The organism is Candidatus Kaiserbacteria bacterium (assembly GCA_016699245.1).
Classification (GTDB): Bacteria; Patescibacteriota; Minisyncoccia; order Phycocordibacterales; family UBA918; genus Damh-18.
The window spans coordinates 34,954-59,099 of the sequence record CP064968.1; the positions used below are offsets into that span (position 1 = coordinate 34,954).

The window sequence follows — 24,146 nt, forward strand, 5'->3', positions numbered from 1 at the left end:
TCTCCTCTGTTCTTCATGCGCCTGTGTGCATGGCTCATGGCAAAATAATCATATTTTGCTTTGTACATTAATTTCAGTCAAAAGCGGAATCTTTCCATGCTTTCAATATGTTTACGTACACGCGTAGGTGAGCATATTTAGAGGTATGAACTCATTACTTAATTTTATCGAACTCATTATATGAAGAACAAATACACAATTGCATACATAGGTGCGATTATCGCACTCCCGGTAGCGCTCTTGTTCATCGTGCCAGCAGTTGCAACAACAAATGCATTCGACTGGAACGGTGGAAGTACTGCACAGTCTTCCTTTGCAGAAGCTGAGGCTGATGTATTCGGAGATGCGGACGCATGGACATGGGGTACAGGAACAGATGCAGGTGCAGAGGCTGAAACTGAGTCTGACGCATCAGCGCACGCATCCGCTTTTGGTAATGGTGCCGAGGCAGAAGCAGGTGCTAATACTGAAGACTACGCATGGTCATCAACAGGGACAGATGATGCGGGAGTCACTTCTGGGGAAGCCTACGCCTGGAACACCGGCAGCGCGTACGCGTCTGCACACGTGCATACAAACACCTGTGGTCATGACTGGTGTGATTACCACGATTGTGATGATCACGACGAGTGTACATGGGGCTGTGAGGAGGAAGAAACTCATGCACCTACCTGTACCTTGAATGTTCTCCCTAGTTCAATCGTAGAGGGGAATTCAGTAAAGCTTGTATGGGATACCAGTTACGCATCTGCAGTCTCGATTGCAGGAATTGGTTCTGTGGTACTTGATGGCTCTAAGGACCTTACACCAACACAGTCACAGACCTATACGCTTACCGCAACAGGTGAAGGTGGTACGGCAATATGTGCAAAGTCAGTGCACGTAACTCCAAAAGAGGTGGTATATCCAGCGCCACTCTGTACATTCAGTATTAATCCTGAATCTATTACGGAAGGTGGATCAGCAACATTTACATGGGATACCACCAATGCAACCGCAGTGTCTATTGACACCATTGGAGCAGTCACTGTTGATGGTACAAAAGTTGTGTACCCAACACAGACAAAAAACTATGAACTTACCGCAACAGGAAATGGTGGTACGGTAAAGTGTACCGACTCCGTTCACGTAACACCAAAAGTGAATCCACCAACACAAGTAGTGAAGTGCGATTCGTTTACTGCAAGTAAATCACATATCAAGAAAGGAGAAGCAGTGGTACTCGCGTGGAATACTACTGACGCACAGAGTGTGCTCATCAACGAAGGTGTTGGTACAGTCGCACTCGATGGGAATACCACGGTCTATCTCTTCCGTAGTACAACCTTCACTCTCACCGCGCGTAATGGTGCTGAAACCAATACGTGTCAGGTATCGGTCGGTGTTGATGCGGAAAATACTACTTCCGGAACCACAACTACTATCACGAATGTAAACAATAACTACGTTGCGACAACTACTATCACGAATGTAAACAACAACAGCAACTATAACTACAACTCATACAGTGGTGGAAGTAGCCGTAATAACAACAACAATGACGATGATGCTCGCTGTGATTCATTCACGGTAAGTGATTCTCGTGTCGAAGAAGGAGATAAAGTTACACTCCGTTGGAAGACTACCGACGCAGACGATGTTGATATTAACCAAGGTGTGGGTGATGTTGACGATGATGGAAGCGAAACAGTAACCATCGATGAAGACACCACTTTTACCTTGACTGCGCGCGGTGATGGCGATACTGATACGTGTCGCGTGAGTGTCAAGGTAGACGAAGATGATGACAACAATGATAACGACAAACTTCGTTGTGAATTTAGCGTTTCCGACAGTGCTATCCGCACCGGTGAGAGCGTTATCCTCTCATGGATAAACGACGCTACTGACCGCCTTGTCCTCAAGGACAACAACGGCAAGACACTTGCAGACTCAAAGAAGAATAGTGATATCGATGAGGATGTAGATTTCCTTACCGTAAAGCCATCAAAGACCACCAAGTATACCCTTGATGTCTATGACGGCAACAAGAAGGAAACGTGCGTGCTCAATGTTGAAGTTGGAAAGGGCACCGTGAGTGGTATCTCACTCTCACAGGTCCCCTACACAGGATTTGAAGCAGGGCCAATGCTTACCGCTATTTTCTACGGTGCAATCGCTCTCTGGGGTCTTGTACTCGCCTACGCGCTTGTCCTAAAAAAAAAGCACTCCCGGATGCTCTCAAAGTAACTAGGGAGGAAGATGTGGTCACACCCGTGGCGACACCTGAAATTCCTCCCAATCTTCCGGTATTGCCAGAAGGTGAAGTGGAGGATGAAATTGACGCGCTCAAAGCACTTGAAACGCATGCGCACATACATGCAACACTCATCTCGAGTGATGCACTCCGTCTCATTGCGAATCACGGCACCCGTGCTGAACAGATGGAACTCTTGGATAAAGTTATTGCACGCGCAAAGACCAAGTATCCTACTGAAAATGAGTGGACCGTACTCAACAAAGAACGCGTCATAACACTCCTCGCATAAGTGAGGAACAGCAAAACCCCGCGACTTCGCCGCGGGGTTTTGCTGTTCACGCCACATTTCCTAAGGTCTTGCTTCGGGCAAATAGGGAAGGCGAGTAACTTCTGTTGCTCCATGAGATATTATCCCAGAGCCAAGTCCCGCACATACTGCGATACAGAATCGTACCCTTTTTCAATCGCTCTTTTTTCAATACGCGCCTTATCTGCTCCTGACACACGAAAACGAATGACGTCTGACTGTTTCCGCCCATACTCTTGTTCGGCAATAATTAGATTAGGTAGATCGAGAATGACCGATGATAAATCTTCCTCAAGAAACTCTTGATCAATACATGCGCCTTTCGCAATAAAATGCACTGTCCCTGACTTTGTTTTTTCAAGCGTATAGGGATATATTTTATTTTTTATAGTTATACTTGCTTTTGTTTTCATATATTTCTTTTTATGAATACTTGTATCTGAGTGCGTATCTGCTGCTTGTAGAAATTTTTACACTCATTGTTGTGTACGGGGACAATAATATCGTGTTGTAACTGCGAGTGTTTCCACTTTACGTGACTGCCTTTTGCATATATTTTCTCAAAACCAACGTAAATAAGGATTTTTTCGATATCTGCATAACGAACATTCTGTGGTGAATGGTCAAACTTTTGAAGCAGTTTTTCAATCTGACTCATTGTAACTACATTATATATAAATGTAGTTACAATGCAAGTATCAAAGCAGTGGTATATAATCAGGAAGGAGATAGAGAAGTATCTCAACTAATAAATTATGAAAAAAGATCCATTTGTATTAACGAAGGAAGAGCAGGAAATTGAGAACGCGTTTGCACAGGGTGCGTATTCCTCTGTCCCCAATCTCGCGGAAGAAAAAAAGAGATATGCGCAAATCGCACAAAATACCTTTGCACGAAACAAGATGATTACACTCCGTATCTCCGAACGCAATCTTCTCCGTGTGAAAGCAGCAGCCGCCCGTGAGGGACTGTCATACCAAACATACATCACTGCGCTTATTCAGAAGAATGTGTAGTCGGGGTGGACAACACTACATAGAAACCTCTTGAAAGAAAAGTGACAGAACTCTTTCTCTGAACTCTTTTCCTAAAATCCTTTCTCGTCACGAACTTTTGCCCCGCACGCATAAGGCCTGAGAACTAAAAGCAATGCTTTTAGTTCTCAGGCCTTTGCTCCGCTCGCCCAATGAGGGCTCCGCGAGGCGCTGCAAAAGTTGTAACTCAACGGATTTTAGTAAAAGAACTCGTTGACGTACTGCTTTTATTCAGCCTGCCTAGATTCTTCTTATGAGCGAAGCAAATTAGAAAATCTTGGCTGTCGCCACATGCTCTCACAATGCAATGTGGTGACCAGGACGACCTCAGGGGAGGAGCGGAGCAAAGACCCAAAACCCGCATTCGTAGAATGAGGTTTTGGGTCTTATGCGTGCTGAAGAAAAGCAGTGCGGAAAAAGAGTTCTGTCTCCAATCTGTGCGATTCTAACCGAAAAAGAATTTTAGAGTTTGCGACTACAACACCTTTGCCTCAATCTCAGCGAGGAGGTGGTTGCCGAGTTTGTCGAGTTTCATTTGGCTTGTGCCACCGCCTCTCGATTCGAGTGTCACATTCTTGTTGGTAATTTCTGCGTCACCGACCACAGCAAAGTAGGGAAGTTTATCAGTCTTTGCGGCACGAATACGCTTGCCCAGGGATTCACTGGCGTCAACAAGGGTGACACGAATACCCACTGCCTTCAATTCCTCATACACATGCTGTGCATATTCGTGGTGTGCATCCGCCACCGGAATAATGCGTATTTGCTCAGGAGCAAGCCAAAGAGGGAAATTACCTGCGGTATGCTCTATATATACCCCTAGAAAGCGATCTATGGTGCCAAGGAGCGCTTTGTGGATCATTACTGGGGTTTTCTTCGTCCCGTCTTTATCCGTGTATTCTAGGTCAAAACGGCCCGGCTGCACAAAGTCGAGTTGCTGGGTAGCACACTGCCATTCTCGCCCTAGTGCGTCGATAACCATAATGTCAATTTTTGGACCATAGAATGCTGCCTCACCAATAGCGACGTGATAGTCGAGTCCAAGCTTCTTTGCCACCAACTCAATTTTTTCTTCAGCACTTTTCCATAGTTCAGAATCACCTAGATATTTTTCTTTTTGCTCGGGATCATGGAATGAGAGGCGCGCCTTAAACTCCATACCGAGTGCTCGGTAGAGTGACTTAATCATCTGCATAATACTTTCAAACTCTTGCTCAATTTGGTCGGGACGACAAAAGACATGTGCGTCATCCTGCGTGAGCGAACGTACGCGCGTGAGCCCACCGAGTTCACCTGTCTTCTCGTCGCGATAGCACGTGGTGGTCTCCATGTACCGCACGGGGAGGTCACGATAACTGCGTGGTCGTGAGGCATAAATCTGTGTGTGATGCGGGCAGTTCATGGGCTTCAGTGCAAATTCGTCACTCGACTCCTGGCTCTTTACAAGGAAAAGTTCGTGGCCAAACTTATCCCAGTGGCCTGATTTCTTGTATAAATCAATCTTTGTAATATGCGGAATCCAGACCTTTTCAAAGCCAGCACGTGACTGGAGTGATTCAGAGAATTTCCCTAATTCATCGCGCAGAATCGTACCTTTTGGGGTATAGAGGGGGAGACCAGACCCCACCAATTCAGAGAAAGTGAAGAGGTCAAGCTCCTTACCCAGTTTCCTATGGTCGCGCTTCTTTGCTTCCACGACACCGGCAAGGTACTTGACTAAATCGTCTTTCGTGTCAAAAGCAAGACCATACAAGCGCGTGAGCATCGCATTTTTTTCGTCCCCACGCCAGTATGCACCGGCCACGGAGGTGAGTGTAAAGGAGTCGACGTCGATATCTTTTGCAGGAGACTCTGAGTGTCCTCCACGACAGAGGTCGGTGAACTCACTTGCACCCTCTCCCACAGTGTACAGAGTGATGGTCTCACCATTTTTTTCGAGGTCGTTAATGAGTTCTATCTTGTACTGATTATTTTTGAAGGTGTCGCGCGCAATATCGGGGGTCACCACTGTGTGTGAAAATACTTTCCACGTTGCAAGCATCTTTTTCATGTGACGTTCGATATTCTTCAGGTCCTCATCCTTCGGTGTCGGTCCTCCGTTAAAATCAAAGTCATAGTAAAACCCCGTTTCGATAGCCGGACCGATGGTGGGTTTTGCGTGTGGAAATTCTTTGCGCACCGCAGTCGCAAGGAGGTGGGCAAGGGTGTGTCGCTTCTTCTCTAAAAGTGGTTCCATAATAATTTTGTATATTTAACTCTGAATAAAAGTCCGTGTCGCTGGATCTAGCGATTAGCCCGAGAAGGGGAGAATCGAGATTCAGATTCGACAACCTCTTTGTGTTCGTTTGCTCATCTAAAAAACGCCCAAGCAAAAACACGATTTCTCATGTTTTTGCTCGGACGATCTTTGCATTCCTGCAAGCCGCGGTTCCACCGAGCTTCCGAGAGTTTTGCTCTCGACGCTTATATGCAGATTAGGTGCTCATATATGAGTACGCCCAAGAGGGCTGACGTTTGGTAGACGTCACAACTTCTGATTCACTATGGTAGCGTGTCTGCACCCAATGTCAAATTGGAGCATAGGGAAGCGAGAAGGGGAACTGGTATGGGATGTGGAGTGGTGTAAAATAGCCAGACAAAATACATCTTGCGCGGAAGTATGCATGAGGATATCTCATGTGGATACATCCGGTTGAAACCTCTTTTTCACCAGTATCCGAACTAAGATAAAAGCACTCACTTTTTAAAAAAAAGAATGCTTCCACATTCTCGATTAGCCGAGATATTTATATAATAATGGGTTTTGTAACCCCGAGGACTAACCTAGGAGAATCTCCTATGATAGTTCTCGGAGTGCGCACATAGTTAAATCATGCTCTATGTGTGACATCGTAAGTCACCCATACGTCTGTTCGACTTACGATGTCGACCATCGTAAAGTTGCCCCGAGGGCTATCCTAGGGGAAAGACTTCGGGGTATGCCACTGACCTGCCTAAGGTCTTGTCTCGCGAGAATATGTGCTCTTAAAAATTTGGACATTCGATCTCCTAATTTTTCCTTTAAATATAAAATGAAGTGTTGAAAGTTATCCACGAAAAATACTCTGTGTTGCGTCACTTTTTCGATACAATATATGTATTCGTACATGCAACAGTCTGATGCCACAGTGAGTACCTCGCGCGACCAGTTCTTTTTGGAAAGAATAGGTTTTTTCTTTACTCAGTGTTTTTTACATGCACGAGGAGTGCATCATAAGAAGGTCTCACTGATTGTTGCATTTGGACTTTTTTTGATAGTGGTTTGTTTTCCTTCGGCAAAGGCTGAGGCCGCAATTCAATTTGTCGGTTCTACGACTGCATCGGGCGATAATGCCGCATACAATCTCTCCCTCACCGGACTCACGGGGGGTATCTCGAGTACTGCAGCACAGGATGATTTTGTTGTTGTGGTAAATACATACGTTGGTACTGCAGATGGTAATCCTGGCGTCGGCACAGCGGGCTATACAGAAATGGCCGATTTGTATGCAAATAATAACAGAGACGTTAATTTCTCAGTGAATTATAAGTTTATGACGGCGACTCCCGATACAACAGTTTCTTGTAACGGGAGTGCAACGGCCGGTAGTGCATCGACCTGCCTCGCGATGGTTTTTCGGGGTGTGGATCTCACGACGCCGATGGATGTCGCATCGACGACGGCAACCAGTAACACTACAGAAGACGTTGATTGTCCCGCAATAACCCCCGTCACCAGTGGATCGTACGTACTCTGTACAGGAGGGGGTGCGGGAGCAAATGTCGACGCTGCGATTCCTGCAATTGCAGGGTACGCTCATGCATATCTGCAGTTTGATTCCACCAACTACACTTCTGCATCAGTTGGTGCGTATAAGGCATGGACATCAGGCGCCGAAGATCCTGCAGCATTTGTTATGGACTTAGGTACACAGGCGAACAATTCAATGGCGGCACTCACTATGGCATTACGTGAACAACGCACCGTCTCCCTCTCCTCCGCCTCCAACCAAGTCTTTTCATACGCGCAAGCAACGACCACCATCAGCACCATCACCATTACCGATAACGTGGGCGCATCGGTCACCGCAGCAAACGACATCCGCATCCGCATCGCCTCTACCTCCCTCACCATGAAGTGGGACACCACCGACACCACCGCCACCTTTGGCGGTACCGCCTCGGGCAAAGTATCAAACCCCGTCTCCTACGAAAACAATGGCACGACACTCGTAATACCTGTAGACACCAACTTTAGTGCAGGAGAGACACTCACGGTGAGTGGACTCTCCTTCACCCAGTTCCTCGGCACCAGTACCGCAACCACGGGGCTCAACATGTACCTCGCGGGAGGAAGTGACGCCGTGAGTGATGGTGCTGATGATAAGACGATAGTTATCTATTCCGCCTTGCCCACCCTCACCACTCCCACCGCCACCGCCATTAGTTCCACTACCGCAACCCTCGGTGGCACCATCGTAAGTAACGGTGGGGGACTGACCGCCCGTGGTACCTGCTGGGGCACGACCCCATCCCCCGTCACCAACTGTGTTGCAGAAGGCGGTACAGGAACGGGTGTCTTCACGCAGGCACGCACCGGCCTTTCGCAGGCCACCTTCATCTACGCCCGTGCCTATGCCACAAACGCTACCGGCACCGCATACTCAAGTGACACCCTCTTCCTCACCGAAGGCACCTTCGTACCGGGTACGGAGAATGTCACCGCAGTGGGAACGAGTACTGCAACGATAGGGGGGACGATCTTAGGTTCTTTCTCGACTTTTACGACTGCAACAGATACGCCAGAGGCAAACATAAAAGCCCTCACCGTTGACTCCGTAAATGGTGTTCTCTACGCAGGGTCAGATACGAATGGATACATCTACCGCTGTCTCCTTTCTACAGGGTGTGACTCCACTGGAGATTTCACTATTGTATATGACACTGCGTCTACAGATATGTTCGCACTCACTATTGCGAGTAGTACTTTGTATGTAGCAGCAATAACAGGTGCAGGTTTTGGCACCATCCACCGATGCCTCCTCTCCACGGGGTGTGACGCTTCGGGTGATTTTACAGAAGTGCTTAGTAGTCCTGTTGACTTCTTTTATTCGTTCACCGTTGATTCTGTTAACGGTGTCCTTTACGTAGGAGGAAGTTATGCTGGTACCCAGGAGTCTATCCATCGATGCCTCCTCTCCACGGGATGTGAAGACTGGGGTGACTTCTCACAAGCGTATAGCACGTTTGTAAGTCAAAAAATTATCTCCCTGACCATCGCAAGTAGCACCCTCTACGCAGGAACGGACACAGAAGGTATTATCTACCGATGCCTCCTCTCTACAGACTGTGACGCTACGGTAGATTACACAACTGCTTTCGACACCACAGAAACAAAAATTCTTTCTCTCGCGTTTGACTCAGTTAACGGCGTCCTCCATGTAGGGACAAGTCCGAACGGCATCTTTTACCCATGTCTCCTCACCACGGGGTGTGACGCCTCGGGTGATTTTAATAGTCCCGCGAACACGGCCGATGACGAAATATACTCCATCATATTTTCAAGCACCACACGCTACGCAGCCACGGGTCCTCGTGGAGTCATCTACGCATGTTTCCTCCCCACGGGGTGTGATGGCCTCGGCGCCTTCACCACCGCAACAGACACCCCTGCGACCGCTATCTACGCTCTCGCCATCGACTCCGCAAATAATGCGCTCTACGCAGGCTCGGGCGCAGACGGCATCATATACAAAAGCGAAATAGGTCCCGCATACCCCATCACCGAACGTGGCACCTGCTGGGGAACCAGCCCATCCCCCGTCACCAATTGCCTTGCCACCTCAGGGACGAGTACCGGCGCCTTCACCCATGCACGTACTGGTCTTCCGAGTGGCACTCTCATCTACGCGCGCGCGTATGTTACCTATGCATCAGGCACCGCATACTCAGCTGACATAAGTACCACCACTCTTAGTGTGCCACCAACCACCCTCTCCTCCGCCTCCAACCAAGTCTTTTCATACGCGCAAGCAACGACCACCATCAGCACCATCACCATTACCGATAACGTGGGCGCATCGGTCACCGCAGCAAACGACATCCGCATCCGCATCGCCTCTACCTCCCTCACCATGAAGTGGGACACCACCGACACCACCGCCACCTTTGGCGGTACCGCCTCGGGCAAAGTATCAAACCCCGTCTCCTACGAAAACAATGGCACGACACTCGTAATACCTGTAGACACCAACTTTAGTGCAGGAGAGACACTCACGGTGAGTGGACTCTCCTTCACCCAGTTCCTCGGCACCAGTACCGCAACCACGGGGCTCAACATGTACCTCGCGGGAGGAAGTGACGCCGTGAGTGATGGTGCTGATGATAAGACGATAGTTATCTATTCCGCCTTGCCCACCCTCACCACTCCCACCGCCACCGCCATTAGTTCCACTACCGCAACCCTCGGTGGCACCATCGTAAGTAACGGTGGGGGACTGACCGCCCGTGGTACCTGCTGGGGCACGACCCCATCCCCGTCACCAACTGTGTTGCAGAAGGCGGTACAGGAACGGGTGTCTTCACGCAGGCACGCACCGGCCTTTCGCAGGCCACCTTCATCTACGCCCGTGCCTATGCCACAAACGCTACCGGCACCGCATACTCAAGTGACACCCTCTTCCTCACCGAAGGCACCTTCGTACCGGGTACGGAGAATGTCACCGCAGTGGGAACGAGTACTGCAACGATAGGGGGACGATCTTAGGTTCTTTCTCGACTTTTACGACTGCAACAGATACGCCAGAGGCAAACATAAAAGCCCTCACCGTTGACTCCGTAAATGGTGTTCTCTACGCAGGGTCAGGAGGTAGTGGCATCATCTACCGCTGTCTCCTTTCTACAGGGTGTGATTCCACAGGAGACTTCGTTATTGCGTATGACACTACACATTCAAATATCTCCTCTCTTGCCATTGCGAGTAGTACTCTGTTTGTTAACGGCTTTACAAGCACAGACAATACTGTTGTGTACCGCTGTCTCCTCTCCACGGGGTGTGACGCCTCGGGTGATTTTACGACTGCATGGACACCATCTTCTCCTCAATCAAGCCGTACATTAGTTGCAGATTCAGTAAACAACATACTCTACATGGGGGGTCAAGATAATTCAGATCAATTTACAATTTATCGATGTGCCCTTTCTTCGGGATGTGACTTCCAGACTGACTTCACGACTGCATATGCACCTGCCGCACAGATAGACGTCCATTCCCTCACCATTGCCAGTAGCACGCTCTACGCAGGCTCGGGTAATGGTGGTAATATTTACCGCTGTCTCCTCTCCACGGGGTGTGATGCTGATGTGGATTTTACCCTTGCATACAACACCACAGAATCGCAGATTTATTCCCTCACGAGTGACTCAGCTAATGGTGTTCTGTATGTAGGGACGAGCCCGAACGGCATCATCTACCGATGCCTTCTCACGACAGGTTGTGACGCCTCGGGTGACTTCACGACGGCAACAGACACCCCACAGACAGATATCTACGCTCTCACCATCTCAAGTAGCACCCTCTACGCAGGCACGGGCGCAAACGGTGTCATATATCAGTGCCTCACCTCCACAGGCTGTGATTCTACAAATGACTTCACCACCGCAACAGACACTCCCGCTACCACTATAAACGCTCTCGTCATCGATTTCGCGAATAGTTCTATTTACGCAGGCTCCGGTGCTACGGGTATCATATACAAAACCAGTATAGGTTCCGCATACCCCATCACCGAACGTGGCACCTGCTGGGGCACGAGTCCCAACCCCGTCACCAACTGCCTTGCCACCTCAGGGACAAGTACTGGTGCCTTCACCCATGCACGCACTGGCCTTCCCCAGGCTACCCTCATCTACGCTCGAGCGTATGTTACCTACGCATCAGGCACCGCATACTCAGCCGACGTAAGCACTACCACCCTCGGCGTCGCAGCACCCACCCTCTCCTCAGGAGCCAACCAAGCCTTTTTCTATGGTCAAGCAACCACCACCATAAGTACCATCACCATTACCGACACTCCTGGCGGACTCGTCACCGCAGCAAACGACATCCGCATCCGCATCGCCTCTACCTCCCTCACCATGAAGTGGGACACCACCGACACCACCGCCACCTTTGGCGGTACCGCCTCGGCCAAAGTATCAAACCCTGTCTCCTACGAAAACAACGGCACCACACTTGTGATTCCTGTTGACACCAACTTTGGAACAGGGGACACCCTCACCATAGACGGACTTTCTTTTTCACAGTTCCTTGGGGTGAGTACCGCCACCATCGGGCTCAACATATACCTCGCGGGGGCAAGTGACGCCGTGAGTGATGATGCCGATGATAAGACGATGAGTATTAGTTCCACCACCCCTACCGTTACCACCCCCACTACCACTGCTATAGGCCTTAATAGTGCAACTCTCGGCGCTACCATTACGAGTGACGGTGGGGGAACACTGAGTGCGCGCGGTACCTGCTGGGGCACCAGCGCATCCCCCGTCACCAACTGTACCGCAGAAGGCGGTACGGGAACGGGTGTCTTTACGCAGGCACGCACCGGTATGGCGACGGGTACTCTCTACTACTATCGTGGATATGCGACAAATGCCTCGGGTACGACATATTCGGCAGATGGTACCTTTAGCACCAATGCTGTTCCCGTACTCACTACTCCCACTGCTACTGCCGTGGGTTCAAGTACCGCTACCCTCGGTGCTACCCTTGTTTCCACAGGTACCAACACTATTAATGCTCGCGGTACCTGCTGGGACACGAATTCGTCTCCCACCATCAACTGTCTTGCAGAAGGTGGTACGGGAACAGGTGCTTTCACGCAGGCACGTACAGGTCTGACAGCGGGCACACTGTACTACTATCGTGGGTATACGACATATACTGACGGTGCAAGTGTCACCCGTACCGCATATTCAGCAGATGGCACATTTGTAAGTTCAACCACCCCTACACTCACCACCCCCACCGTTACTGCCGTCAGTTTTACAACCGCAACATTCGGCGCCAATATCACGAGTGACGGCGGAGCACCACTGAGTGCCCGTGGTACCTGCTGGGGCACCAGTGCGTCCCCGGTGACCAACTGTCTTGCAGAAGGCGGTACGGGAACGGGTGTCTTTACGCAGGCACGCACCGGTCTCCCCCAGGGCACACTCATTTACGCCCGCGCATACGCAACAAACGCATACGGTACTTCATACTCAGCCGATATAAGTACTACCACCAGCATCTCCACGAGTGATCTCATCATCTCCGGTACCCTCTATAGCGACGAAGGGGTCACCACGATAAACGGAGGGAAGACCATTGCTCTCGCTATCGGCACCACCACCCCCTCAGTCCACACCACTACCTCCAATGGTTCTGGCGTATGGACTGCTACCATCCCCACCGGCCACACCATCGGCACCTCTACCCCTATCCTCGCTTGGGTAGATAATGACGGCACCACCCGTGCCGCACTCCTCACGAAGGCAACATCCACCTCTAATATCTCTGGCCTTAGTCTCTATAAAGATAGAGTGATTGTGTCGCATGAGGCAACAAGTGGTACCTCAACGACACTCACTGACATGTCCTTCTATGACAACGACAACGACAGTGACATTCAATACAATGCGACAACAACAAGCGCAGGGCTTGTATTAAACGCTGGCAACGAACTCCATATCCAAACAGGGAAGTCCTTCACTCCCCTAGGCGCCGTCACCATACAGGGGAACGCCGGCACCGGCACCGATGGTTCACTTCACCTTCCTGCAAGTAGCATCTACACCGCAGGAGGCACCACCACCCTTGCCGGCAATTTCACCGCATCATCCTCCGCAACCTTTACCCCTGGCACCCACACCCTCACCTTTAATGCAACGACCACCGGAAAGAGTATTGATGTACCACTCGCTACCCTTGGTAACACCACCTTCAATGGAGCAGGTGGTGCATGGGCGTTTGCATCAGCAGCCACCACCTCAGCCCTTACCATCACCGCCGGCACCCTAACTGCTCCCGCCACCAGTCTTACCATCCTCGGTAACTACCAGAACAGTGGCACCTTCACTCACAACAACGCCACGGTCACCATCGCCTCCACCACCGCCGCACAGGGTATCATGGGTACTGCCACCGGTACGTCGGCCTTCAGTACGCTCCGCATCATCGGTGCTACCACCACTGCTCCAACATCAGGCCTCGTCGGTAAATGGATGTTTGAGGAGGGAAGTGGCACGACGGTGCGGGATGCGAGTGGGGGTGGGAATACGGGGACGCTCAATGGAACTCCTTCTTGGATTTCTGAGAATAGGGGTAAGGCAATTTCGCTCAATGGAACAACAGATTATGTAGCTATTCCTAACTTGATACAGACTCATCGTAGTGACATTACTATCGCCACGTGGTTCAAGACGACCACAACGGGTGTAATTGCGGGATATCAAGCTGGTATGGTGGGAAGTGGTCCCAGTAGTTATGTTCCCGCTATCTATATCGGTACCGATAATAAAATTTACGCTCAACTATGGGATGGTGCGACACACCCAATCACAACTTCCGGAACGTATACCGACGGTGCTTGGCACCATGTTGCGCTCGCAGTCTCAGGCGGTAATAGCCAATCCCTCTACGTTGACGGTTCGTTTGTGGGGATTCTCAGTAATGCAATTACTGATTTTGGTGCAACCTATTCGCAGTTTGGTGCTGGGTACACCACAGGGTGGACCAACGCGTCTGGTGGGTTGACTTATTTTGCTGGTTCTCTTGATGATAATCGAATCTACAACCGCGCGCTCACCGCGAACGAAATCAGCGACCTCTATAACGAACGTCCAAAAGTCTTCTCACAAAACGCCTCTACCACCAACCTCATCATTGAATCCGGTGTCGTGTCCGCACCACCATCTCTGAGTATCGCCGGCGACTACCAGAACGCAGGCGCCTTCCTCGCGAACGCCGGCACCACCACCTTCAACGGCACCACCACCTTTAGTGGCGTGAGCGCCCAGACCCTCGGTGGCACCATGACGGGCGCAAGCGCCTTTGGAAACGTGGAGTTTACCGGCGGAGGACTCAAGTCTTTTGCGACGACGACTACGAATGCAAGTACATCTAATTTTATGGTGGATGCCGGCGCGACGGTCGTCGCGCCGGAAAACCTCTCCGTCTCTGGTCAATACACCAACAACGGCACGTCCTCAAACCCAGGAGGGAAGGTGTGGACCAGCCGCACCGCCGCCGCCTACAACATCTGGCAATCCGTCACCTACGGCAATGGTCTCTTTGTGGCGGTGTCTGGTACTGGCGCTGGCACAATCAACGACCGCGTCATGACTTCCCCTGACGGAATCACCTGGACCCCCCGCACCGCCGCTACCAATAACTACTGGTACTCCGTCACCTACGGCAACGGCCTCTTTGTGGCAGTGGCTGGTTCCGGCACCATAAGCGACAAAGTCATGACTTCCCCTGACGGCATCACCTGGACCCCTCGCACCGCCGCCGCTGACAACACCTGGCGCTCCGTCACCTACGGCAATGGGGTCTTCGTGGCGGTGTCTGGTACTGGTGCCGGCACCATCAACGACCGCGTCATGACTTCCCCTGACGGCATCACCTGGACCCCTCGCACCGCCGCCGCCAACAACTCTTGGTGGTCCGTCACCTACGGCAATGGCCTCTTTGTGGCGGTGGCTGAGACTGGCACCATCAACGACCGCGTCATGACCTCCCCCGACGGCATCAACTGGACTGCCCAGACCGCCGCTGCCAACAACAACTGGGTCTCCGTCACCTACGGCAATGGCCTCTTTGTGGCAGTGGCTTTTTCTGGCACCATCAATGACCGCGTCATGACCAGCCCCGACGGCATCACCTGGACCCCCCGCACCGTTGTCGCCAACAACACCTGGGTCTCCGTCACCTACGGCAATGGCCTCTTTGTGGCGGTGTCTGGTACTGGAGCTGGTACCGTGAACAACCGCGTCATGACCTCCCCCGACGGCATCAACTGGACCGCCCAGACCGCCGCCGCCAATAACGAATGGGTCTCCGTCACCTACGGCAATGGCCTCTTTGTGGCGGTGGCGTACTCTGGTTTCAATCGCGTCATGACAAGCGCGGTCGGTACCACCACCTTTAGTGGCGTGAGCGCCCAAACCCTCAATGGCACCATGACCGGCGCGAGCGCCTTCGGCAACGTCGCCTTTACCAACACCAGCGCTACCACCACCTTTGCAAGTAACGCGAGCACCTCTAATTTCACCACTGCATCAAACACAATCGTCGTTGCTCCATCCAGCCTTTCTCTTTCCGGAGACTACACAAACAACGGCCGTTTCGTCGCCGGCACCGGCACCACCACCTTTAATGGCAATACGACACAGACCGCCACCGGCACCATGACGGGTACGAGTGCGTTTAGCAACCTCACTATTACGAACAGTGTCGCCTCCACCACCTTTGTTACTCCACTGACGGTAAGTGGCAAATTCACTGCCACGACCCCCGGCACTATCATCATCCTCAGTTCACAGGGCACCACCACCTTCGCTACTGCAGGAATCATTGGTAGCAGTACAGAGAGCATCACTCTCCGCGCCACCACCCCTGGCACGCAAGCACCCCTTGATATAGAGGGCACATACACTCTTTCGTATATAAACGTCAAAGATTCCAATGCCTGTGATAACGCCATTGCCCTCAGTGGTACCGGTCTCACCGACAGTGGCAATAACACGTGTTGGACTTTTGCCTCAGGTTCAGTGATTGTACTTTCCGGTATCCTCTATAGCGACGAAGGGACAACACCTATTACCGCGCCAAAGACATTGGGTATCATGGTGGGTACATCGACACTGAGTCTCCATAGTACGACCTCTGCAGCATCAGGTGCTTGGAGTTTTACCGTACCTGCAGGGCATACCATTGTTCAGGGGACTCCTATTCTCGTCTGGGTAGACAATGACGGTTCTACGCGGGCGTCGCTCGTCACCAAAGCAGATTCATCATCCGCCGATATATCAGGACTTAATCTGTATCAAAATAGGGTGATTGTCTCGCATGAGGGTGCTGAAGCCATCACGCTCTTAGCTATGACTCGGTATAATAATAGTGATGATGCTGATATTCAGTTTGAAGCGGTTGATGCTGAGGGATATATAGGACAAATCTTTTCAGGGAACAAATTGTATATCAATGCAGGGAAAACATTTTCTCCTGATGGAGAGTTAACCATAGGTGCCAACGCCAGTTCCTCAAGTGTCGATGGTGCCCTCCACATAGCGAGTGGTGCTACATATAAGCAAATGATGCCAAATAATAATTGGACCTATATCGGAGGTTCACTCACTGCATCATCTACGGCAACTATCATAAATAATGGTACATTTCAATTCACTGCGTCTACCACGGGGAAGAGTATTAACGCCACTCAGCCACTTGGTAAGGTCACTTTCGCAAACACCGCGAGCATGTCCTTTGCCACGAGTGCCACGACAACCAACCTCACTATCAACGCAGGTGCGTCGGTTGTTGCACCCGCTAGCACGCTCACGATTCTTGGTGACTATACCAACAACGGCACCTTTACCCACAATGGGGGTACGATACTCTTCGCAAGCACCACACAGGCACAGTTTTTGCGTGGTACGCTCTCGGGTACCTCTGCCTTTGGTACACTTAGTTCTGTGGGTAATACGACCACCTCTCCATCTGGACTCATAGGGAAGTGGAACCTCGATGAAGGATCGGGGACAGAAGCATACGATTCATCGGGAAATGGTAATACCGGTACGCTCACCAATGGTCCAACCTGGAAAGCAGGTAAAGTCGGCCAGGCCGTTGATCTTGGTGGAGATGATGATTATATCAATGTGGGGTCTCCAGCGTCGCTCGATGATGTCACCCAAAAAACCATCACCGCATGGATAAATCCGGTTACCCTTGGTGATAGTGATTATGGGCGAATCGCTGATAAAGATGCAGGCACAGCGACTGGGTGGTTGTTTTATGTGTCGAACGGAGACAATGTGAGTAGTTTGCGCTTTGGACATTATTTTGCAGGAGGTCTTGGTTTTTGGAATACTGGAAACAACACTATTACTACCGGAGGGAACACATGGCAACATGTCGCGGTGACCTACGACAACAGTTCGGCAAGCAATGATCCAGTCTTTTACATAAACGGTGTATTGAGTCCTCTTGCGTTTGACACTAATAATTCGGGTGCAGCGAATAGTGATGCGGCACACAACCTCTGGTTCGGAGACCGTGCGGGGAATGATCGTTCTTTCAATGGAGACATGGACGATATCCGTATGTACAATCGAATTCTTACCGCCGGAGAAATCGCTACGATATACAATGAACGTCCAAAGTTTATCAATGCGAATGCTTCGACCACCAATCTCTCGATAGACTCGGGCGTGGTAGCCCTGTCATCAACCAGCCTCTCTATTGCGGGTAACTACACCAACTCGGGCACCCTCGCAGTAACGGGCACCACGACCTTTAACGGCAATACGACACAGACCGCCACCGGCACCATGACCGGCTCAAGTGCATTTAAGAACGTGGAAATACTCAATACGTCTGCTCCTACTATCTTCGGCGCACCCTTTGCCGTCACCGGCCACTTCAAGGCAACGTCGCCAAGTATTAGTATGAAGTTTGCAGAAAACGCTACCACATCCCTCAATACCGCTACCCTGTATGGTACCTCAGGCAACAAGGTACAACTTCGCTCAACGACTGAGGGGACACGTTTTGGTATTGAAATAAGTGGTGCATATGATATTTCGTACGTTGATGTGAAGGATAGTAGTGGCTCCACAACGCTCGGCAATATCACCGCCACCACATCAGTGGATTCAGGTAATAATAATAGATGGACTTTTATCGCTGATCCCGTACCATCCCTCTCCTCCGCCTCCAACCAGTCCTTCTACTACTCTGAACCCACCACCACGATAAGTACCCTGACCATCACCGACACCCCCGGCGGACTTGTCACCGCCACAAACGACATCCGCATCCGCATCGCCTCTACCTCTCTCACCATGAAGTGGGACACCACCGACACCACCGCCACCTTTGGCGGTACCGCCTCGGGCAAAGTATCAAACCCCGTCTCATACGAAAACAACGGCACGACACTCGTAATACCTGTTTCGAATGACTTTAGCGCCGCAGACACCCTCACCGTAGACGGGCTTTCTTTCACCCAGTTCCTCGGGGTGAGTACCGCTACCACTGGACTCAACATATACCTCGGTGGCGCAAGTGACGCCGTGAGTGACGATGCAGACGATAAGACGATGAGCATCAGTGGACTCGGAACCCTCTTGAATCACACGAGTGGCCAAGTGAGTGACAATATCAATTCCACCACAGAGACAGGCATCCCACTCTTTGCCTTCAATCTCTCTTCAGTGGGTGAAAACAGCACCATTTCAAACCTCACCCTCCGTATCACGGGAGCCAATGGAGTGAGTACCGGTGACCTCTCAAACTTCGCACTCTACCGTGACAACAACAACAGCAAGACATTCGACGCAGGAGATACCGCCGTGGGCGGTTCCCCAAGTGTTACCCTCACGGGTGACAACGGCACCGTGACCTTTAGCACACCATTCAGTGCAACCTCCACCGCACGCAACTATGTACTCGTAGGCTCCGTAGACAATGTACGCGTGACCGAGGGCTTCACACTCAACCTGAGTGCCATCGACGTAGCACTCACCGGAGACACCACCGGTCTCACCACGCTCCTCAGCACGCTCTCTGGTGTACAACACATGAGAGGGGGCGGTGGTGGCAGTAGTGGTGGCGGAGTACACGCCGGTATTGGGGGTGCACCTCCAGCGGGTGACGGAATACGTGGCGGTGGCGGAGGTGGTGGAGGAGGTGGCGTCGACCCCGACAGTGGCACCCCGATAGGCAATGAACCCGGCTTCAATGCACCAAGTGGGCAGGGTAGCCCACAGGGTGGATGGACGAATGGTACGAATGTATACACCTCAAATGGTGTGTACACGACGACGAGTGGCAATGGCTCGCGCCATACCTTCACCACCTTTGGATTTGATGTACCACTCAACAACACCATAGTGGGTGTTGAGGTAAAGGTAGAGGCATCGGGCAGTACGGCAGCAGGGACTATCTCAATAGGGCTCTCCTGGAATAACGGCTCAACACTCACCTCACTGAAGACCACGAGCACCCTCGGACTCACCGACACGGTGTTCGTTCTCGGAGGATCATCGGACAATTGGGGTCGCACCTGGACTCCCCTCGAATTCGCAAACGGTAGTTTTGCAATTGAAATTATTGGCAATACCTCTGCAAACACCCTCTCTGTGGATGCCATACAAGCAAAGGTATACCACCAAGCCACGGGCGGTGGCGGTGGTGGTGGCGGGGCGATTTAGAAAAGAGAAATAAAATTGATAAAATGACGGACATCGGATGTCCGTCATTGTCCGTCATTTTTGTATGCTTCACACGCGCACACGCATTACTCAAGGGTTACACCATCAAGGTGAAGTATGTTAAATTTTTTGAGGTGCGACTGAAATGCTTTTGTATAGCCTGCTGAGCCTCCAAAATATTTGAGAAAAAATGTTCGGTCAGTAACTGAACCAAAATTACTTTTGCCACTGTAGTCGAGATGACTACTCCATTTGTATTTTGAAAGTAATTCCTCGACGTGTTGTGCAGAAGGAATTTCTCCCTCGCGCCATTTTGGTGTGGTGAGGTCAAGTGGATTGAGGTGAATATAAAAGGGGAGATACATGAAGTGTGCATCTGAGGTGATACGTATGGATTTGTACTTACCTTGAAAGAGTCCACCAGAGCGTTCATATCGCTCATTAAAATACTTTGCGTACCCCATATTTATCTTTTTCATAAAGAGAGACACCCCACCTTCAACGAGAGGGGAGAGCATGAGGTGGTAGTGGTTTGGCATGAGACAAAAGAAGTGTATCTGCACCAGCCGTTCACCTTCACCTGCTAATGACGGACATCGGATGTCCGTCATTTTTGTGTTTCGTCGATGGTTGGTGTCGCTTCTTCCTTGAACGTTAAACGTATATAAATCATGAATAAATCTGGCATAATCCCTTGAATCAAGGAATATCGTACGCTTCTCAACTCCTCTGTTGAGTACGTGAAAAAACTCTGTATGCATACTGATATTCTAACACACATGACGGACATCCGATGTCCGTCATGTGTGTTACTCTTGGGGGATGGGGGTGTTCGGGTCGAGGGCTTTTATGCGGTCTATGACAACGGTGGGCTCTTCGTTTCTCATTGAGAGTTTGCCTGAGACTGCTACACAGGAGCCTACGACGAATAGGTCGTGGTGCGTTTTGTATGTCTCGGGGAAAGCAACAAGTTCGATAGTCTCGCTTCCGTCTCCAACCAAAATAAAACCCATCTTGTCACCTTTCTTCGTGAGAATTTCGTGGATGCTTTCCACCATACCTGCGGTCACTATGGGTATGCCATTGCGGGTCTCCTTCTTAATGACACCAATTTTTGGCCGTTTTGCGAGTTCATCTTTGTATGCATCAAGGGGGTGCCCCGAGACATACACACCGAGTAATTCTTTTTCCCATACGAGTTTCTCTGCTTTACCTGCAGGCTCTGCTGGCTCCAAGATGAGTGCGTGGATGTCCGCAGTACCAAACGCGCCAAAGAGGGATTCTTGGGAAGATTCTTTGTGACTACTATGTTCCTTGTGATAGGTAAGCATGGTTTCCACATTGTGAAGAAGCATCCCGCGCTCATGAAAGCGGTCGAATGAGCCCGACATAATAAGTGCCTCAAGTGATTTTTTGTTGAGGTTTTTGCTTGTGACGCGGGTAAGGAAATCTTGGAGGGATGTGTAGGGGCCATGTTCTTTGCGCTCGTCAATGATGGATTCGGCGATGCCTTCGCCGAAGTTTTTAATGGTTGTTAGTCCAAAACGTATGCGTGCTTTTTTGTCACGTTGAACAGGCACTACCGAGAAGGGCCCAAAACTTTCGTTGATGTCGGGTGGAAGCACTTCGATACCCATGCGCACACACTCTGCGATAATCTCAGATATTTTCTCGGTATCACCCGCATCGGCGGTGAGTACTGCTGACATGTATTCTTCGGGATAATTAGCCTTCATGTATGCAGTTTGATAGGCGACACGTCCATAACTTGCTGCATGGGCTTTGTTGAAGCCGTACGCGGCAAATGGCTCAATGAGTTTCCACAGTTTGTCTGCAAGCGATGCACTCAATTTTCCATATTCCACAAAGCCTTTGAGGAGCTTTTCTTTCTCCGCCTCCATTACCGCAGGAATCTTTTTACCCATCGCTTTACGAAGCATGTCAGCCTCGAGCCACGAGTAGCCCGCGAGTTCTCGTGCAATCATCATGACGTCGTCCTGGTAGGTAATCACCCCGTAGGAACGGTCGAGGATTTTTTCCAATCGTGGGTCAAGATAGGAAACGAGATTTGCATTATGCTTCCGCTCAACATACTGCGGAATAGATTCCATCGGCCCAGGGCGGTAGAGTGCCACCATCGCATTGATGTCGTGAATGGTGGAAGGACGGAGTTGCTTGAGGAATGCAGTCATGCCTGTTCCGTTTAACTGGAATAGTCCCATAGTCTCACCACGCGCGAGCATCTCGAAGGTTTTGGTGTCAGTGACGGGAATGTTTTCAATATCTACTTCTATGTCACGAATTTTCTCGACGCGCTTCACTGCGTCTGCAAGTATGGAAAGATTTTTGATACCGAGAAAGTCGAACTTGAGGAGGCCGACACCATCTTCACCTACAGAATGCATCTCGTACTGGGTGATGAGTTTGCCACTTTTTGGGTCGGGCTGTACGGGTACAAATTCGGTGAGTGGGGCGGGCGCAATCACCACTCCTGCAGCATGCACACCGACATGGCGCACCCGCCCCTCAATTTGTTTTGCCAAATCAATCACCTCTTTTGTGTCGGGGTCTTTTGCATAGAGGGCTTTGAGATCGGGCTCGATTTCCATCGCATTTTCAATAGTCATGGGGAAGCCTTGGCTACCCATAGGGATGAGTTTTGCAATACGGTCGCCGATGGCGTACGGGTGGCCAAGGGCACGAGCCACGTCACGTACGGCAGCGCGTGCCATCATCGTTCCAAAGGTACCAATCTGTGCGACGTTTTCTTCGCCATACTTTTCACGCGCATACGCAATGATTTCGTCTCGTCTGTTGTCGGCGTAGTCCATGTCGATATCAGGTGCAGAAGGGCGCTCGGGGTTGAGGAAACGTTCAAAGGGAAGATTGTACTCAAGGGGATTTACATTCGTAATCCCGAGCACGTACGTGGTGAGCGAGCCCGCCACCGATCCTCGAATGGTGGTGAGGATTTTGCGTTCGCGTGCCTCACGAAGGAGGTCCCCCACAACGAGAAAGTACTTTGCGTAGCCTTTCATTTTAATAACACCGAGCTCGTAGTCGAGGCGTTCCATAACAGCGTTGTCCTCACGTGAAAGCCCGCGCCACGCAATGCCCGCATATGCCATGTCATGGAGTTCGACGTCAGGCTCTTTGCCGCTTTCGATTTTATAGTCAGGGAAATACCATGTCGCACCCGGAGTCATCGTGACGTTACACGCTTCGGCGATTGTAATGGTGTTTGCGAGTGCCTCCTTTTCCGCCTCACGTACAAAAAGTTCTTGTGCACGTTCACTCGAAATAAACGAGAAGTTTGGCGCAAGTTCACCTTCCTTGTCCTGTGTCTCTACCACACCACCGCTTTGAATCTTTATCATCGTCTCGCGCGCGAGGTAGTCACGTTGCTCAAGATAGTAGACGTCGTGTGCAGCGACGAGAGGTGTGTTAGTCCTCTCGGCAAGCGCAAGAATACTTCTTTGGAGGGCTTCGTGGCCGTCTATCTCGGGATGATGGGTAATTTCTAAATAGCAATCGTCACCAAATATGCTTTTGTACCAATCAAGCGAGGCTTCAGCCTGCTCGATGAAATTGTCCTTGAGTGAAAGTACGGGCTCGCCGCTAAATGAGGGAATGATGCAGATGAGGTCTTTGTGAAATTCTTCGATGAGTGCATGGTCGATGCGGGGTTTGTAGTAGAAACCGTTGACGTAGGATTCGGTCACTATCTTGATGAGGTTTTTATACCCCTCATTATTTTTGGCGAGAAAGACCACCCGCCCGCGCGGCTTGTCGATACCGGCATCTTTGTCAAAGCGGGTGCGGGGTGCAAGATACCCATCGAGACCGATGATAGGCTTTATACCTTCTTTGGTGCACGCCTTATAGAAATTGACGGCACCATAGAGGGCGCCGTTGTCGGTGAGCGCAAGGGCGTGCATACCATCACGCTTTGCGCGCTGGGCCAACTCTTTTGGCGTCGGTAGGGCATTGAGAAGAGAATAGTGCGAGTGAACGTGGAGGTGGATGAAGCCAGATTTTAAAGTCTCTTTTTCTTCCATAGTGGGACTAT

General features: G+C 50.7%; 10 protein-coding genes. 5 read left to right on the forward strand and 5 right to left on the reverse strand.

All coding sequences use genetic code 11. The features are described 5' to 3' along the window. Positions 1–180 precede the first annotated feature (180 nt). Both IPH92_00160 and IPH92_00165 read left to right on the forward strand, forming a co-directional pair. A complete protein-coding gene (locus tag IPH92_00160; GenBank protein ID QQR64984.1) occupies positions 181–2,229 on the forward strand; it encodes a hypothetical protein in 2,049 nt (682 codons plus the stop codon). Between the two features lie 14 nt (positions 2,230–2,243). Continuing rightward, complete coding sequence (locus IPH92_00165) at positions 2,244–2,528, forward strand: hypothetical protein (protein ID QQR64985.1); 285 nt, start codon at positions 2,244–2,246, stop codon at positions 2,526–2,528. 119 nt (positions 2,529–2,647) lie between these two features. On the opposite strand, the gene IPH92_00170 is transcribed toward IPH92_00165, so the two are convergent. Together IPH92_00170 and IPH92_00175 are read right to left on the reverse strand one after the other, a co-directional pair. Further along, positions 2,648–2,959, reverse strand: coding sequence for a hypothetical protein (locus tag IPH92_00170; GenBank protein QQR64986.1), 312 nt, complete (start codon positions 2,957–2,959; stop codon positions 2,648–2,650). After that, a complete protein-coding gene (locus tag IPH92_00175; GenBank protein QQR64987.1) occupies positions 2,956–3,204 on the reverse strand; it encodes a type II toxin-antitoxin system HicA family toxin in 249 nt (82 codons plus the stop codon). Before IPH92_00175 ends, IPH92_00170 begins: the two co-directional genes overlap by 4 nt. A gap of 97 nt (positions 3,205–3,301) precedes the next feature. Between IPH92_00175 and IPH92_00180 the strand changes: the two genes are divergently transcribed. Continuing rightward, positions 3,302–3,562, forward strand: a complete 261-nt coding sequence (locus tag IPH92_00180; GenBank protein QQR64988.1) for an antitoxin — start codon at positions 3,302–3,304, stop codon at positions 3,560–3,562. Between the two features lie 493 nt (positions 3,563–4,055). On the opposite strand, the gene IPH92_00185 is transcribed toward IPH92_00180, so the two are convergent. Next, positions 4,056–5,816 carry a threonine--tRNA ligase gene (locus tag IPH92_00185; GenBank protein ID QQR64989.1) on the reverse strand — a complete coding sequence of 587 codons (1,761 nt, stop codon included), beginning with the start codon at positions 5,814–5,816 and terminating at the stop codon, positions 4,056–4,058. A gap of 910 nt (positions 5,817–6,726) precedes the next feature. Here IPH92_00185 and IPH92_00190 point away from each other — a divergent pair. Next, positions 6,727–10,350, forward strand: a complete 3,624-nt coding sequence (locus IPH92_00190; GenBank protein ID QQR64990.1) for a hypothetical protein — start codon at positions 6,727–6,729, stop codon at positions 10,348–10,350. Positions 10,351–10,624: 274 nt separating this feature from the next. After that, positions 10,625–20,077, forward strand: a complete 9,453-nt coding sequence (locus tag IPH92_00195) for a hypothetical protein (GenBank protein QQR64991.1) — start codon at positions 10,625–10,627, stop codon at positions 20,075–20,077. An 86-nt stretch (positions 20,078–20,163) separates the two neighbouring features. Here the strand turns inward: IPH92_00195 and IPH92_00200 are convergent, their stop codons facing one another. Both IPH92_00200 and dnaE read right to left on the reverse strand, forming a co-directional pair. Next, positions 20,164–20,838: a transposase gene (locus tag IPH92_00200; GenBank protein QQR64992.1), complete on the reverse strand. Its 675-nt coding sequence runs from the start codon at positions 20,836–20,838 to the stop codon at positions 20,164–20,166. A gap of 48 nt (positions 20,839–20,886) precedes the next feature. Continuing rightward, positions 20,887–24,135 carry a DNA polymerase III subunit alpha gene (dnaE, locus tag IPH92_00205; protein QQR64993.1) on the reverse strand — a complete coding sequence of 1,083 codons (3,249 nt, stop codon included), beginning with the start codon at positions 24,133–24,135 and terminating at the stop codon, positions 20,887–20,889. Between the last annotated feature and the right edge of the window lie 11 nt (positions 24,136–24,146).

Bases quoted from the DNA above. Each gene is read 5' to 3' on its own strand.
- IPH92_00160 (QQR64984.1), top strand. From the start codon at position 181: ATGAAGAACAAATACACAATTGCATACATAGGTGCGATTATCGCACTC.
- IPH92_00170 (QQR64986.1), bottom strand. From the start codon at position 2,959: ATGAAAACAAAAGCAAGTATAACTATAAAAAATAAAATATATCCCTAT.
- IPH92_00175 (QQR64987.1), bottom strand. From the start codon at position 3,204: ATGAGTCAGATTGAAAAACTGCTTCAAAAGTTTGACCATTCACCACAG.
- IPH92_00180 (QQR64988.1), top strand. From the start codon at position 3,302: ATGAAAAAAGATCCATTTGTATTAACGAAGGAAGAGCAGGAAATTGAG.
- IPH92_00185 (QQR64989.1), bottom strand. From the start codon at position 5,816: ATGGAACCACTTTTAGAGAAGAAGCGACACACCCTTGCCCACCTCCTT.
- IPH92_00190 (QQR64990.1), top strand. From the start codon at position 6,727: ATGCAACAGTCTGATGCCACAGTGAGTACCTCGCGCGACCAGTTCTTT.
- IPH92_00200 (QQR64992.1), bottom strand. From the start codon at position 20,838: ATGCATACAGAGTTTTTTCACGTACTCAACAGAGGAGTTGAGAAGCGT.
- dnaE (QQR64993.1), bottom strand. From the start codon at position 24,135: ATGGAAGAAAAAGAGACTTTAAAATCTGGCTTCATCCACCTCCACGTT.